General features: G+C 51.7%; 13 protein-coding genes and 3 pseudogenes. 8 read left to right on the forward strand and 8 right to left on the reverse strand.

Annotation, left to right across the window (positions count from 1 at the left end; translation table 11 throughout):
- Window positions 1–144 (forward strand): annotated as a pseudogene (locus C7N83_RS17035) (IS481 family transposase); the annotation flags it as partial.
- Between the two features lie 360 nt (window positions 145–504).
- Window positions 505–1,095, forward strand: a complete 591-nt coding sequence (gene rnhB, locus C7N83_RS09850; RefSeq protein ID WP_106742356.1) for a ribonuclease HII — start codon at window positions 505–507, stop codon at window positions 1,093–1,095.
- A 44-nt stretch (window positions 1,096–1,139) separates the two neighbouring features.
- On the opposite strand, the gene C7N83_RS09855 is transcribed toward rnhB, so the two are convergent.
- The 4 genes from C7N83_RS09855 to C7N83_RS14265 form a co-directional block, all read right to left on the reverse strand.
- A complete protein-coding gene (locus tag C7N83_RS09855) occupies window positions 1,140–1,742 on the reverse strand; it encodes a class I SAM-dependent methyltransferase (protein WP_106742358.1) in 603 nt (200 codons plus the stop codon).
- A 125-nt stretch (window positions 1,743–1,867) separates the two neighbouring features.
- Window positions 1,868–2,638: a ParA family protein gene (locus tag C7N83_RS09860; protein WP_106742359.1), complete on the reverse strand. Its 771-nt coding sequence runs from the start codon at window positions 2,636–2,638 to the stop codon at window positions 1,868–1,870.
- A gap of 230 nt (window positions 2,639–2,868) precedes the next feature.
- A complete protein-coding gene (rsmG, locus tag C7N83_RS09865) occupies window positions 2,869–3,492 on the reverse strand; it encodes a 16S rRNA (guanine(527)-N(7))-methyltransferase RsmG (RefSeq protein WP_106742361.1) in 624 nt (207 codons plus the stop codon).
- Between the two features lie 167 nt (window positions 3,493–3,659).
- Window positions 3,660–4,058 (reverse strand): hypothetical protein, encoded by a 399-nt coding sequence (locus C7N83_RS14265; protein WP_146135129.1) that lies wholly within the window; start codon window positions 4,056–4,058, stop codon window positions 3,660–3,662.
- 269 nt (window positions 4,059–4,327) lie between these two features.
- Between C7N83_RS14265 and C7N83_RS09875 the strand changes: the two are divergent.
- From C7N83_RS09875 to C7N83_RS09885, 3 genes and pseudogenes are all read left to right on the forward strand, one after another.
- A pseudogene (locus C7N83_RS09875) lies at window positions 4,328–4,974 on the forward strand (IS1595 family transposase).
- Between the two features lie 53 nt (window positions 4,975–5,027).
- Window positions 5,028–5,635: pseudogene (locus tag C7N83_RS09880) on the forward strand (DUF924 family protein).
- Between the two features lie 43 nt (window positions 5,636–5,678).
- Window positions 5,679–7,496, forward strand: coding sequence for a Na/Pi cotransporter family protein (locus C7N83_RS09885; protein WP_106742364.1), 1,818 nt, complete (start codon window positions 5,679–5,681; stop codon window positions 7,494–7,496).
- Between the two features lie 181 nt (window positions 7,497–7,677).
- Here the strand turns inward: C7N83_RS09885 and C7N83_RS16635 are convergent, their stop codons facing one another.
- The 4 genes from C7N83_RS16635 to C7N83_RS09905 all read right to left on the reverse strand — a co-directional run bounded on the left by C7N83_RS16635 (window position 7,678) and on the right by C7N83_RS09905 (window position 11,525).
- On the reverse strand, window positions 7,678–7,809 hold the full coding sequence (locus C7N83_RS16635) for a hypothetical protein (RefSeq protein WP_281256765.1): 132 nt from the start codon (window positions 7,807–7,809) through the stop codon (window positions 7,678–7,680).
- A 367-nt stretch (window positions 7,810–8,176) separates the two neighbouring features.
- Window positions 8,177–10,072 carry a tRNA uridine-5-carboxymethylaminomethyl(34) synthesis enzyme MnmG gene (mnmG, locus tag C7N83_RS09895; RefSeq protein ID WP_106742368.1) on the reverse strand — a complete coding sequence of 632 codons (1,896 nt, stop codon included), beginning with the start codon at window positions 10,070–10,072 and terminating at the stop codon, window positions 8,177–8,179.
- Between the two features lie 152 nt (window positions 10,073–10,224).
- Window positions 10,225–10,374 (reverse strand): hypothetical protein, encoded by a 150-nt coding sequence (locus tag C7N83_RS14850; RefSeq protein ID WP_170064883.1) that lies wholly within the window; start codon window positions 10,372–10,374, stop codon window positions 10,225–10,227.
- Window positions 10,375–10,652: 278 nt separating this feature from the next.
- A complete protein-coding gene (locus tag C7N83_RS09905; protein WP_245911197.1) occupies window positions 10,653–11,525 on the reverse strand; it encodes a LysR family transcriptional regulator in 873 nt (290 codons plus the stop codon).
- A 126-nt stretch (window positions 11,526–11,651) separates the two neighbouring features.
- On the opposite strand from C7N83_RS09905, the gene C7N83_RS09910 reads away from it, so the two are divergent.
- From C7N83_RS09910 to C7N83_RS16640, 3 genes are read left to right on the forward strand one after another with little or no spacing between them, the layout of a single operon-like run.
- Window positions 11,652–12,146, forward strand: a complete 495-nt coding sequence (locus C7N83_RS09910) for a nuclear transport factor 2 family protein (RefSeq protein ID WP_106742373.1) — start codon at window positions 11,652–11,654, stop codon at window positions 12,144–12,146.
- A 34-nt stretch (window positions 12,147–12,180) separates the two neighbouring features.
- On the forward strand, window positions 12,181–13,137 hold the full coding sequence (locus C7N83_RS09915; RefSeq protein ID WP_211296634.1) for an ABC transporter substrate-binding protein: 957 nt from the start codon (window positions 12,181–12,183) through the stop codon (window positions 13,135–13,137).
- Between the two features lie 17 nt (window positions 13,138–13,154).
- Window positions 13,155–13,277, forward strand: a complete 123-nt coding sequence (locus C7N83_RS16640; RefSeq protein ID WP_281256766.1) for a hypothetical protein — start codon at window positions 13,155–13,157, stop codon at window positions 13,275–13,277.
- The last annotated feature ends 675 nt before the right edge of the window (window positions 13,278–13,952 follow it).

Consider the following 13,952-nt stretch of genomic DNA (forward strand, 5'->3'; position numbering starts at 1 on the left):
AGCAAAAGGCGTTATGCCGTTTTGTGAATTTTTATCATCCGGTTAAGCCGCATAAGGATTTGAAAGGTGATATGCTTTTCGGGGTTTTACAGGCTTCACTGCCCAATCTGTTGTGTAAACAACGCAGGGTTTTCTTACATTTAAGCAAATGTCGGATTCAAGAATCAGATCTACCCCGTGTAACCATTATTCATTTAATCAGCTGTATTTTTCTGCACCGCGCTTCTTAAACACCTGCCTAATCTAAGTGGGTTGTCTGTGAGTTCAGAGATGCTGCTGCTTCGAACGGCGCTGAATCCGGGTTTGTAAAAGCAGGCTATCCATTGCCGTCAATCTGTCATTCGTCATGCCCGCTTAGCCGGGGGATGGCAGGCTTGAATTTCGGCTTTTTGTCTCATTTCGCAAAGATATCGGTCTTTTGGTTTGGAAAAACCGTTACAATGGGCGTTTGAACGAGCAGCCTTTTGCCAAGAGCAACCCAAACAGCCAACCGGAAAGTATTTGATGACCTTATTATTATCAGCCGGCGTGGACGAAGCCGGGCGCGGCCCTTTGGCAGGCAGCGTGTTTGCGGCGGCGGTGATTCTGCCGAAGCAGTATGATTTGCCTAAGTTGACCGACTCGAAAAAACTGAGTGAAAAGCGGCGCGACGAATTGGCGGCAATGATTAAAGCGCAGGCTGTGGCGTGGTGTGTGGCGAGTGCCAGTCCGCGTGAGATTCACGAATTAAACATTCTGCACGCGACCATGCTGGCGATGAAACGTGCGGTGCAGGGTTTGGAAGTGCGGCCGGAAAAAGTGTGGATAGACGGCAACCGCGTGCCGGAAGGTTTGGGTATGGATGCGGAAGCGGTGGTAAAAGGTGACAGCAAAATCACGGTTGTTTCCGCCGCTTCGGTGTTGGCCAAAACTGCCCGCGATGCGCAAATGTATGCGCTGGCCGAACGTTATCCGCAATATGGCTTTGACAAACACAAAGGCTATGGTACGACGCAACACTTGGCTGCCTTGCAGCAATTCGGCGTGTTGCCCGAACACCGCGAAGATTTTGCGCCGGTTAGGGCATTGCTGGCTCAGGGAAGATTGTTTAAATAGAGAATGGAAGCCGTCTTCAGACGGCCTTTGATTGGTTACTGCGTTCAGACGGCCTTTTTGCCCAATAAATACACCACCGAACTCATGCCGACATGGCGGCTGCCTTCGTTTAATTCGTGGTCGCGGTGTTCAGCAATCAACCATTCCAAGCCATTGAGCGCGGCTTGCATTTCTGCCAGCGTGCCGAGCATGGCAGGATTGGAAGGGCCGCCGGTGCCGTTGGCGATTTGGTTGGGGTGGTAAAACACCCCTGCGAACAAACCGTTTGGTTTCAGCGCGGCGACCGTGTGCTGCAAAAAGCGGCTGCGGTCAGGTTCGGTAAAGTGGCAGAACACGCTGGTGATGACGTCATAATTTTGTGGCGGCAACGCCAAAGCCAGCAAATCCGCTTGGCGCAAATCAACGGTCACACCGCGTTCGGCAGCGAGTTTGGCCGCTTTTTCTAGGCCGACGGCGGATAAATCCACGCCTTCCGTGTGCAAGCCGCATTCGGCCAGAAACACGGCGTTGCGGCCTTCGCCGGTAGCCAGGTCCAACGCTTTGCCTTGTGCAGGCAAATATGGCCGGATGCGGCGGATAAATTCGTTCGGCCCGGTACCGAATACATAATTTTCGCCAAGATAGCGTTGATCCCAAGGGCTGCTCATGAGGATTCCTTTGCTGGTGGGTTTCGGACGGCATCACAAATCAATAGGCTGTCTGAAACAATAATTTTCAGACAGCCTTATCATATAATAAAATTTAAATATGTTCAATTTGTGGACAAAAAGCCTTATGCTTTTACACGTGCCAGCAATTCGTCGGCCAGCGCCAAATAAGCCTGTGCGCCTTTGGCGGCGGCATCGTAAGTCAATGCAGGCATTCCATGGCTTGGGGCTTCCGCCAAACGGATATTGCGCGGAATGGTGGTGTCAAACATCAATTGGCCGAAATACTGTTGCAATTGTTCGCTTACTTCTACCACTAAGCGGCTGCGGCTGTCGTACATGGTGCGCACGATGCCAGTAATGTCGAGTTGCGGATTGATGGCTTGGCGGATTTTACGCACGGTGGCAATCAAATCGGAAATCCCTTCCAGCGCGTAGTATTCGCACAACATCGGTACAATCACGCCGTTGGCTGCCACCAAGCCGTTGAGTGTGAGCAGGGTGAGCGACGGCGGACAGTCGATCAGCACAAAATCGTAGTCGTTTTCCACCGCCTGCAAAGCGTTTTTCAGGCGCAATTCGCGGGCGATTTCCTGCACCAATTCGATTTCGGCGCCGGACAAAGCACGGTTGGCACCCAGTACGTCATAGCCGCCGCTTTCACTCTTCACAACGGCAGCTTGAATATCCGCATCGCCCAGCACCACTTGATACACGCCTTGTTCCAGGCTGGCTTTGCCGATGCCGCTGCCGGTGGTGGCGTTGCCTTGCGGGTCGAGGTCGATGACCAATACACGCTGGCCGCGCTTGGCTAAGGAGGCCGCCAGATTCACGGTGGTGGTGGTTTTGCCGACGCCGCCTTTTTGGTTGGCGATGGCGATGATTTTTGCGCTCATGTGCTTTGCCGATAATAAGAGTATGATAACCGGAATTGTACCGTTATTTGTGTCCAAAGGGTATAACAAGGCCGTCTGAACATGTTGCGTATTTTCAGACGGCCGGAGATCTTTGCAAAAATAGGCGGTTATCGCCAATCCGCCACCACCATTTCTGCCGGGCGGGAATGGTGGGCTTGGTTTTCAGCTTTTTATCGGATTTTAAAAAGGCCCAGACCTTTATCCTAGATTTATTTCTTACGCATAATCACCATATGCCGTGCAGCATTCAGTTGCGGCACATGCAGTTCTTCGACTTTTTCTACAACCACAAAATCGGGCAGGCGGTCAATTTCTCCCTGCGGGAACACACCTTTCATGGCAGCCCAGTAGCCATCGTCTTTCAAAAGCTGCGCGGTCCAGCTGGTGAAATCGGCCAGTTCGGCGAAAGCGCGGCTGGTAATCACGTCGGCTTGGGAGTGTTGCACGGCTTCGACGCGGCCGCTGACAATGCACACGTTGCTTAAGCCCAGTTCAATCACGGCTTGTTGTAAAAACGAGGTTTTTTTGGTATTGGCATCCAGCAGGGTAATCTGCAAATCGGGTCGGCAGATGGCGGTGGGAATACCGGGTTGGCCGCCACCGGAGCCGACATCGAGCATGGTTTGCGCGCCTTCGATATAAGGCAGCAGGCTCAGGCTGTCGAGCAGGTGGCGGCTGATCATCAGCGAGTCGTCGCGCAGCGCGGTAAGGTTGTAGGTCTTGTTCCATTTTTTGAGCAGATCGATGTATTCGAGCAGCTTGGTTTGTTGTGCTTCAGTAAGGGTCAGGCACATTTCGGCTAAGCCGTTGAGCAGTTGCTGGGTGTGGTTCATATCGGTTTCCGGATTGGTGGCGGCAGATGGTCAGCCTTGCCGATATGGTAACGGAAAATGAGGTCGTCTGAAAATATGTGGCACAGAAAAACAGGCGAAAGACAGGTGTGGATACGGCGTAGACATACCGGTGCTGCGTTTCGCTTGTTAGGGAACCGATGGTTTAATTAAGAGCCGTATGGTTTCCACAGTGTGCGCAAGCTGTCGGAACGCGGCGAGCGAACGGGCATTTGGCAGTTTGGGGATATTGGACTGTCTGTGCAGCAAATGCGGTTCGTTACCTGCGGTGAATACGTTGCTGTCGGCTGAGGATGCCGGCGTTGGCTGCTTTCGCAGACTTGATGTCTGTGGCGTTGCTGTTTCATGCGGTCGCGAACCAGGATACTGCGGTTGTGCGAATCTCCCACGCACTGTTGCATCTGGCGGTTTTGAACGCATTGGCGGTCGAGAAGGTTTTGTAATTGGCCGTTGTGTTTGCGTTGTTGTTCGGAATGGTTTTCCTGCATGCGGTTGTGGCTGCGCTGACGGTCGAGCCGGTCGGGCAACACACAGTTTTGCTGATGCATGCGTGCTTCGAATGGATAACGGCAGGGTCGTCTGAAACCGGGCAGCCGCCGGTTCCGGCAGCTGTGGTGATGACGGTTACGCACATGCCGCCGAAGCGTTTGGCCGTTTGCCTCATCATATTGGGATTCCTAAAGATTAATCGGAAGATGTCGGGTTGTGCTTTAATCCTGTCGCTTGCTGGATTATGCTTGGGAGATGAAAAACGTACATTTTACCTGGTTAAAATAAAGGTCTGACGCAGATGAGCAGTCGGGTTATACATTAAAAAATGAAGGTAACCCATTGCAAACCAAGCAAACCTACACGGAAAAAATTCTTCAATTTTCTGTATCGGAAGTAACGGCCCGTGCAGCTGCCGGTACACCCGGTATCCGGCCTGATTCCGCCCTGTTGTTTTACCGTAAAATCCGCCAAGCCATCGCTTACCGTTCAGAACTTCGGGCAGATGAAATTTTTGATGGCCCGGTTGAATCGGACGGGGACTGTTTTGGCAGGCAGCGCAAAGGCAAACGCGGTCGGGGTGCTGCCGGTAAAGTGGCTGTTTTCGGCATTCTAAAACTACAGGGTAAGGTTTAACCGTTGTCGTTAAAGATAACTTTATGCCGGTTATTAAATGAAAACCATTGCCTGACGGCATTGTTTATCCCGATTGCTGCAAAAGCCGTGATGTGTTTGACGTGGGTGAATCCACTTGTCACCGTACCAGTCACTGTACGCATTTTGTAGGGCGGCAAAACCACATTGACGGGATGGAAAACTTTTGGGACCGGGCAAAACGCATGCTACGGAAATAGAATGGAATTGACCGGAAATCTTTTCCATTATTCCGGAAAGAATGCGGGTTTCGTTTTAACTTTGGCGCACCATAAAGGGCAGCTTAAAATTTTGCGAATTTGGTGTGATATTTGGGGCTAATCTACGCCAGTTCCTAAAATATTCAAAGGCCGTCTGAAAAAGGAGAATAATTGATGACACAACAAACTGTTTTGGATTTTTGGTTTGCCAAGGAAAACGAAGCCTGCTGGTTTGCCAAAATTAATGAGTTTGATGCCGAAATCCGTCACCGTTTTATGGTGGTATGGCAGCAGGCGGTGTGCGACGAATTGTCTGCTTGGCGGGTCACTTTGCGTGGGAGGTTGGCTGAAGTCATCGTGCTTGACTAGTTTTCACGTAATTTGTGGTGCAATCATCCGAATGCGTTTGCGCAAGACAGCATGGTTTTGGTGTTGGCGCAAGAAGCAGTGCAACACGCCGATTTCGGCAATTTAAATCAGGCCGAACGCAATTTCATGCTGATGCCGTTCATGCAAGTGAAAGCCGCATGTTACATCAACAGGCGCTGTCGCTGTTTGAACGCTACGCCGATGCCGTGACCTTGGATTTTGTGAGTACCGACACAAGACACAAGGTGATTATCGACCGCTTCGGCCGCTATCCGTACCGCAATGCCGTGTTGGGGCGGGAAAATACGGCAAAAGAAACAGTATTTTTGGCGCAGCCGGGATCGTCGTTTTCAAGATTGAGGCCGTCTGAAAGGGTTCAGACGGCCTTTTTGCCGATTGTCATCTTTTTGTAAAAATGTTATGTTGCAGAAAAAGAACAATAATCGGAGCAGACGAATGAAGGGAAAAGCATCGCAATATGTGTTGGTGGTCTTGTTGGTATTGGGTTTGGCAGCGAGCTTCCTGTATAGTGCATCGTGGATGCAGCTTTGTTACGGCTTGGCTTTATTCCTGCTCGGCATGCAGTGTATTGAAGAAGGTTTGCACAACGTTGCAGGTGGCAAATTGGCACAATGGATGGAAAAATCCACCGCCACGCCGTTGAAAGGCGCATTGTTCGGCATGGGTGCTACGTTTGTGCTGCAATCGAGTACTTTGGTGTCGCTGCTGACGATTGCCTTTTTAAGTACCGGTATGATTCAACTTGCCAGCAGTATCGCGATTATTTTAGGCACCAATCTCGGCTCGACGAGCGGCATTTGGCTGCTGGCTTTGGCCGGGCAGAGCGTGAATTTGAGTCCGGCGGCCGTACCCATGCTAGTGTTCGGTATTGTCATCGGTTTTTTCAACAGCAAAACCAAAGCTATCGGCCGCGTCTTAATCGGCATCGCTTTGATTTTTTTGGGAGTGGATGCGATTAAGGAAGGCTTCCAAGCTTTCGGTACAGGCATGGATTTCGGCAAAAGCCGAGTCAGCGGTATGGTCGAGCCGCTGATTTTCTTTGTGGTTGGTTTATTGCTGACCGTGGTGTTGCAATCATCGCACGCCACTTTGATTTTAACGCTGGCAGCCTTAGCTGGCGGACAAGTCAGTCTGATGCAGGCGTTCGCCATTGCCGTCGGCTCGAATGTCGGCAGCAGTGCGACCACAGCCTTGGTCGGCATGCTCGGCAGCGACCGCAACGGCCAGCGTTTGGCTTTGGCGCATGTTGTGTTCAACATGGTAACGGCAGCGTTGTCGCTGGTTTTGTGGTGGCCGCTGACGCGTTTGGTGCTGTTGCCGGGCGAATGGTGGGGCATGACTCCGCTGCTGCAATTGGCGATGTTTCATACCTTGTTTAACCTGCTGGGCATCGCAATATTTTGGAAACTGCAAGACCGTTTTGCCACGCTGTTGCCACGCTGGCTGCCGGATAAAACAGCCGGGGACGTATTGCTGCCGGAAAATCAGGCCGTGCTGCAACCACGCTATCTGCACGGCAACCTGCTGCGCGCCGATGATACCGCGCTGCTAGCGGTGGAAAAAGAGGTTTACCATTTGGGACGCGCCAGCATTGAAGCGATGTGCCACGCGATTTATGTACCGGCCGCTGCCTTTTACAGGGATGATTCTGATGAAGGCCAAAACCTGCCCGCTCCACCAACACCGCTAGAACTTGGTGCCACTCAAGTTTACGAACGGCAAATCAAGCCGCTTTACAGTGCGATTTTAGATTTCGCCGGTAAGATGGATTTGGAAGAAAAAGTGCAACAAGAACAACTCGGCCGTGCATTTTCATCTGCTTGGCAAATGGTTGAGATAGTCAAAGAAAGCAAGCACTTGCAGAAAAATATGCAGCAGTATTTGACTGCCGGAGGCTCGGCCGCCGAATGTGATTATCTGCGTCTGCGCCGCCATGTGTTCAAAACCCTGCGCCTGTTCCGCCGCATTGGCGGTATGGAAGCCGGAGCGGAGCGTGACGCGCTCATGCAGCAATTGAGTGTACACACTGAGACGCTCGAAACCTTCCGCGGCCGCGTGATGGTGAAACTGAAAAATGACGAATTAAACGGCTGGCAAACGTCGTCGCTGCTTAACGACATCAACTACGCCCGCCGTATCGGTCGCGGCTCTTTGGAGATTCTGAGTATGCAAAATACGCAGGTTACGGTAGAGAAACCGGTCGGGAGACCTTCTGAAAGCAGTGAGGTTACGCTTTCAGACGGCCTTTTATAGTTAAAAGTGAACATAATGGGGCAGGACGGATACCTCGCATACAACCTGCCCGTAAGGGCAAACTTTACCTTGAATGTAAACGGCTTCCCTGCTTTTTAAACAAGTGTCGGATTCAAGGGTCTGATCTACTCCATGCCGTTATGGTTCATTTAATCGGCTATATCTTTATATATGTTGCCGCTTAAATTTTACACGCGCCGCCAACACAGTTGTCGTCTTCGCTCTCCGCGTCCAAGTCGCCTTCAACGGCCATGCCGTCAAAACCACCGAGTAAATCGTCTAAGTTGTCCAAATCCAAATCTTGTTCGTTCATGGTGTTTTTTTCAAATGGGTGTTGAAGATGTCTGGCGGAGTCAGCAAACAACCGGGGGAGTGTCCTCATTTCATCATGCGGCATTTTTTCGGCATAAAACCCGTCTGCCGGGTTGAACATGGGCGCAAGGTGTCTGACCTTGCCGCGCCGGTTGGTGGTTTTGCCGGCGCAGGGTGTAAAAACCGTCCTCTTTGAGTATTGTCTCGCATACGCATTTTTCTGTTCGAAAATCAGCGACGCAGACCAAGTGCGGATACGCCCAGGTACAGGGCAGACAGTTGTTTGGTGATTCGGCCATGCCGGATAATATAGGTGCAGAGGCCAGCCTGATCAAGCCGTTCAGACGGCTTCGGTACGCAGTAAAACGCTATTTCGCATCCTTAAACCCGCGTTTCAAATGCACCATCAGCAAGGCTACGGCAGCGGGTGTTACCCCGGAAATGCGGCCGGCCTGACCCAGTGTTTCGGGGTGGTGGGCATTGAGCTTTTGCTGCACTTCCGCTGATAAGCCTTTGACTTTGCCGTAGTCGATGTCGGCGGGCAGCTTGAGGGCTTCAAGGTCTTTGCGGCCTTCGATTTCTTCATTTTGGCGGTCGATATAGCCTTGGTATTTCACCCGGATTTCTACTTGTTCCACCACATCGGCGGCTAATGTTTGCCCGGGTGCGGCATCAGGAAGGGTCATCAGGGCGGTGTAGCCGATATTCGGGCGGCGCAGGAGGTCGTGCAGGTTGGCTTCGCGCGAAAGTTTTTGGCCGAACACGCGCTCCTGCTCGCTTTCGGCGAGTTTTTGCGGAGTGTACCAAGTGGTTTTCAGGCGTTGGATTTCGCGCTCGATGTTTTCACGCTTGTCATTGAACGCACGCCATTGGCTGTCTGAGACCAAACCGATTTTGTAGCCGTCTTCGGTGAGGCGCATGTCGGCGTTGTCTTCGCGCAACTGCAGGCGGTATTCGGCGCGGCTGGTGAACATACGGTAAGGTTCGTTTACGCCTTTGGTAATCAAATCGTCAACGAGTACGCCTAAATAGGCCTGTTCGCGGCGCAGCAACAGCGGCTCTTGTCCGCGTACGGATTGCACGGCATTCGCACCTGCCAGCAGACCTTGGGCGGCGGCTTCTTCGTAGCCTGTCGTGCCGTTGATCTGGCCGGCGAAGAAAAGGCCTGCTATGGTTTTGGTTTCGAGGCTGGCTTTGAGGTTGCGCGGGTCGAAATAGTCGTATTCGATGGCGTAGCCGGGACGCAGGATATGGACGTTTTCGAGCCCTTTCATCGACCTAACGAGGGCGAGCTGGATGTCGAACGGCAGGCTGGTGGAAATGCCGTTGGGGTAGTATTCGTGCGTGGTTAGGCCTTCGGGCTCGAGAAAAATCTGGTGGCTGTCTTTATCGGCGAAGCGGTTGATTTTGTCTTCAATCGAGGGGCAATAGCGCGGGCCGACGCCTTCGATTTTGCCGGTAAACATCGGACTGCGGTCGAAGCCGGAGCGGATGATGTCGTGGGTTTGAAGGTTGGTGTGGGTAATCCAGCACGACACTTGGCGCGGGTGTATGTCAGCCGAACTGCGAACCGACATCAATGGCACAGGCGTATCACCCGGTTGCTCGGTGAGTTGGGAAAAATTAATCGTGCGCCCGTCAATGCGTGGCGGCGTGCCGGTTTTCAGACGGCCTTGCGGCAGCTTCAATTCTTTCAGACGGCCTGACAAGCCTTGTGCGGCAGGGTCACCTGCACGTCCGCCTGCGTAGTTTTCGAGGCCGATGTGGATTTTGCCTGCCAGAAACGTGCCCGCGGTCAATACCACGGCGCGCGCTTTGAATTCCACGCCCATGGCGGTCATCACGCCGCTGATGCGGTCGCCGTCGAGGGTGATGTCGTCCACCTGCTGCTGGAAAAGCTCCAGATTAGGCTGGTTTTCGAGCATGTGGCGGATGGCGGCTTTATACAAAATGCGGTCGGCCTGCGCACGGGTGGCGCGTACGGCGGGGCCTTTGCTGGCGTTGAGACGGCGGAACTGGATGCCCGAATGGTCGGTGGCCAAGGCCATCGCACCACCCAGCGCATCGAGTTCGCGCACCAAATGGCCTTTGCCGATGCCGCCAATGGACGGATTGCACGACATCTGACCGAGGGTTTCGATGTTGTGGGTGAGCAGGAGCGTTTGCGCGCCCATACGTGCGGCAGCTAGCGCGGCTTCGGTACCGGCATGGCCGCCGCCGACCACAATCACGTCGTATTGTTTGGGGTAAATCATGTTGGACATTGTGTGCTTTGAGGTTTTAGACGGCCTGTTTGAACGGATTAATAAGGTTCGGGCCGTCTGAAAAATATCAGGATTTTTTTAAAATAAACGTGTGATTGTACGCTGTTTTTCAGTCGGATTAAAGGCCAAGCCCGCTGAAATGCCCCCGGATTTCAGTAAAGCTTCGAGTTAGGTAAATGTAGAATGCGCAGACACATGCAGATGATGCTCGTCAAACGGCGGATATCCGGTGAGGGCAAGCTCGACACATCGGGATTTGGGGTAATCGATTTCAATAACGCAGCCAGTTGCGGCAGGGTCATTTTGCCGCCGCCGGTTAGTTCAAGGTTGGAAAATAGGGAGGGTGGAAGTGTTTTTCATCAAAACATCGATATCCAAAGATACCAACATAAAGGTTTGATTTCGTCATCAGACACAATTCAAACGCAAAAGATTTGGTTTGGATATTGTAATCCACGCCGATATCTTGCAGGAATTTGGCCTGATAATCATGGGTCTTTTGTAAACCGGTATATCAAAATTGCCCGGTGGTGAATTTCGGGTTTGGCATGAAATCCGATAAACCTTTGTCGTCATCACACTACCAATCCATTCCGTTAAACTGTCCAACCAAAAAATCCAACAACTGCCGCACCGCCAGCGACAGTTTGTCTTTCGATGGATACAGAGCGTAAAGTGTGTATTCGGGCAAATCCCAGTCGGTAAGCAGACTGGCCAGTTCCCCGTTGGCAAGGGATTCGTTAGCCAGATAGCGTGGCAGCATCGCAATGCCCGCACCGCCCAACACGGCGTGCATCAGCGCTTGGGTTTCGTTGATGGTCAGCACACTGTTTAGGTTTAAATCGTGATGTTCGCCGTCACGAGAGAGTCGCCACAGGGTGCGGTTGACCATATCGTGCGATAGACAGCGGTGTTCGGTAAGCTGCTGTGGTGTAGCCGGTATGCCGTGTTTGGCGAGATAGTGTGGCGCAGCGACCAGCAGCGAGCGACACGGAGCGAGCTTGCGGGCATGTAGTGACGGGTCGGGCGTCAGGGTCGCACGAATTGCCAAATCAATACGTGCACTAATGATATTGACCGGCTCGTCAGAAAGCAGCATTCGCACCTGTAATTTCGGGTGGTGCTGCTGAAACGCGCTGACTGCCTGTACCAGATGGCTGCTACCGAATGCAGTCATGCTGCTGATCTGCACCGTGCCGCGCAGTTCGCCGTTTTGCGCATCGGCTTCCCATTCTGCTTGTTCGGCCAATTCCAGAATCTGTTTGCACGTCGCTAATGCCCGCTCGCCTGCATCGGTGAGTGTTACTTGGCGTGTAGTGCGTTGCAGCAGGCGGATATTAAGCCACTCTTCTAAAGCGGCAATATGGCGTGTTACCATGGGGCGGGAGAGGTCGAGATTATCAGCAGCGACAGTAAAGCTGCCTTGGTTGGCGACTTCAACGAAAATGCGCATAGCGGTGATTCTGTCCATTATTTCAATTTTTGAAACTGTGATGCTAAATTTATGGTATTTATCATAGCAATTATTTCATTATAATGGCAACCATCAATAACAGATACATTTAACAGGAGAGTCAAGATGAAATTAAAGAAGGATTTATTGATTGCCGCAGCCGTCGGTATTGCTGCTTGTACACAAGTCGAACAAGTTAAACCTGAGCAGCGGCAAGCTACAACACAAGTTTCACAAAGCCAATTGGCACGCAATAAAGCCAATGTGTTGGCATTCTACGAAATGGCGTTTAACCAGCACAAAGTAGCCGAAGCTACCGAAAAATACATCGGCAAAACCTATGCACAATACAATCCGACAGTTGCCGACGGCAGACAGGCATTCGTGGAGGCATTTGCCCCGTTTTTAAAACAGCATCCTGAATCACGTGCCGAAATCAAACGTGTGTCTGCCGACGGTGATTTGGTCTGGCTGCATGTTCACAGCAAAATGGATGCGAAAGATCGCGGTGAAGCAGTGGTGGATATTTTCCAATTGGACAACGACGGCAAAATCATCGCCCACTGGGATGTTATCCAAGCCGTACCGGAAAAAACTGCCAGTGGCCGCGGTATGTTTTAACCTATTGAAATTCACACCAATTAAAAGGATCATCATGATGAAAAAATTGGCTACATTCGCTGCCGCTGCCTTAGCCATAATTTCCAGCCTAGCCCACGCTGTTGACGTGGAGAACCGCACGCTTGACCAGCTCTACCAAGCCGCTTTAAAAGAAGGTGGCGTGCTGGTAGTCTATGCCGGCGGCGATACACCTGAACAACAAAACGGCATCAAAGCCGCTTTTGAAAAACGCTTCCCCGGCATGACGCTGGATACCATCGTCGATTACAGTAAAATCCACGATGCCCGCGTAAATTACCAAATTGTGGTCAATAACGTCAAAGCAGACGTGGTGCAGTTACAAACTTTACAAGACTTCCCGCAATGGAAAGCGCAAGGCGTACTGATGCCGTACAAACCGATCGGTTGGGACAAAGTTTATCCTGATTTTAAAGATCGAGACGGCGCGTGGACAGGCGTATTTGTTGATGCGTTCAGCAATGTCACCAACCAAAAAGCCTTGGGCGGCATCAAAGCACCGAACGAAGCGAAAGACTATTTGAACCCGCAGCTCAAAGGCAAAATTATCTCAACCTATCCGAACGACGATGATGCGGTATTGTTTTGGTACAAACAGGCGATTGATGAAAACGGCTGGTCATGGCTGGAAAATTTAATGAAAAACAAACCGCATTTCGTGCGCGGTACACAAGCTCCGGCAGACGGCGTCGAATCCGGCAAATACGCGGCAACGTTCTCGACCGACGGTATGCTGAAAGCCGATCCTTCTGCGGCATCTAAATTTGCCTTACCGAAAAAGGGCGGCTTCGTGGCTTGGGCACAACGTGCGGCAATTTTAAAAGATGCCAAACACCCGGCCGCCGCACAGCTTTACTTGAGCTGGCTGTTGGATAAAGACACCCAAGAAAACGTGTGGTGTGGTCGGTGCGGGAAGATGTGGCCGCCCCGAAAGGTTACAAGCAAATCTGGCAATACCCGAACGCCAACTTAAAACAGTTTGAAAACTTTATGGCAGATCGTGCCGGTGTAGAAGCTTTTAAAGCCAAAGTCAGTCTGTTTGTCGGCGATGTAAAAGGCGAATCCTCAGCAGGCGAATTGGGATTATTCCCGACAAAAGCGATCACAAAATAAGTATAAATCTTGCCTGTAGGCAAAGGTCGGCTTATGCCGTCTGAAACGGTTGATCCGACCTGATATGCGGCACCGCCATATAAGAGATAGCACTACACCGCCTTCAATTTTACCGCAGCATGGGTTTGGACAAACAGTTGGCCAAATCCCAAAAGCCGTGGACGAAGCTTTCCACTGTTTGGCCCAACCGCAGCGGGCCAGCAATTACGCGGTCTTTATCGATCCGACAGACAAATAACGAGTGATGGATGTCTGCGCGGCTTGCCGCAAGAAGAAGCAGAGGGTTTGGTTTCTATCCGTGCTTGTCCGGCCAACTCACCAATCAGTTGCACGTTCGAGGCTGAGGCCGCCACAACCGCGATGAAACCTACGCTTTCGAGCTGATATTGATGCCGTCAGCGATTATTTAGGTGATAAAGCGTTTTATATGAAATCGATGCCCCACTCCGCTGTCGCACTATGCCTGCAGCAAATCGAATTTAATGGTTTGAGACCTTTGCAAAACCCCTAAAATCCCCTAAATTCCTTTGAAACCGGATTTTAGAGGGTTCTCCCCATGGGCCGCTTTTTCAAACAAACCGCCGAAGCCGCGCCTGCCGGGCACATCGACCGCTTTAAAATCCACGCCATTACCGGCCGGCAACCCGTTGCCCGTTATCCTGAACAGTAAAAGGC

Source organism: Neisseria iguanae (assembly GCF_003013245.1).
Classification (GTDB): domain Bacteria; phylum Pseudomonadota; class Gammaproteobacteria; order Burkholderiales; family Neisseriaceae; genus Neisseria; species Neisseria iguanae.